This is a genomic window from Kineococcus auxinigenes (assembly GCF_050871525.1).
GTDB lineage: Bacteria > Actinomycetota > Actinomycetes > Actinomycetales > Kineococcaceae > Kineococcus.
In genome coordinates, this window is record NZ_JBKBCT010000146.1 from 1 (window position 1) to 878 (window position 878).

At 72.0% G+C, this 878-nt stretch carries 1 rRNA gene; it reads left to right on the forward strand.

The window, feature by feature from the left end:
• Window positions 1–110 (forward strand): 5S ribosomal RNA (gene rrf, locus ACRYR9_RS19690); the annotation flags it as partial.
• Between the last annotated feature and the right edge of the window lie 768 nt (window positions 111–878).

An 878-nucleotide genomic window follows, 5' to 3' on the forward strand; every position in this document is an offset into this window, starting at 1 on the left:
GTCATAGCGGTGGGGAAACGCCCGGTTACATTCCGAACCCGGAAGCTAAGCCCGCCAGCGCTGATGGTACTGCTCGGGAGACTGGGTGGGAGAGTAGGACACCGCCGGCCACTCATCTTTGTGAGTGAGTTGTTGAACACGACGGGGAGCGCACCTTCGGGTGCGCTCCCCGTCGTCGTTCCTGGGCTGAGGTCCGGGAGCGCGTGAGACCCTGAAGTGCCCGCAGAGCGGACATCTGAACAGTGACGAGGAAGCTCGCGTGCGCGCGAGCGGGTGGGAGAACGGCATGGCTGATCCTGGGAACCGGGAGCGAGACGAGAGACGCTCCGCCTCCGCAGGAGGACGTCCCCGCCAGGGCAGTGCTCCCACTGGTCGCGGTCAGCGGCCTTCCTCGTCCGATCGCTCCGCTGGTGGGAACCCTCGCCGACCTCAAGGCCCCGGGTCCGGAGCCGGACGCCCTGTCCGCTCCGGGTACGGACGTCCGGAAGGCGCCGATCGTTCCTTCCGGGACCGCGGCGAGGCGTCCCGGTCCGATTCGCCGCGACGTCCTTCCGCCGCGTCCGGTGACCGACCTGGGCGAGGTGTGCGCGATGCCGCCGCCAGGGGCGGCGCCGGACAGCGCCCAGCGGCGACGGGCGGTTCCCGGGACGAGCGCGAGCGCTCGACGACCGGCCGGACCTGGCGCGATCGTGACGATCGGGCTCGAGGTGGGTCGCCGGATCGGGGTGAGCGCTCCAGCGGCGGTCGCCGTGAGGGTGGGTTCCGCCGCGACGAGCGTGCGCCCAGGGCTGATGAGCGGGGTCCTCGCCGTGAGGGTGGCGCAGGCCGTGACGAGCGCGCGCCGCGTCGGGACGCGCGCACGAGCGGTGACCGCGAGC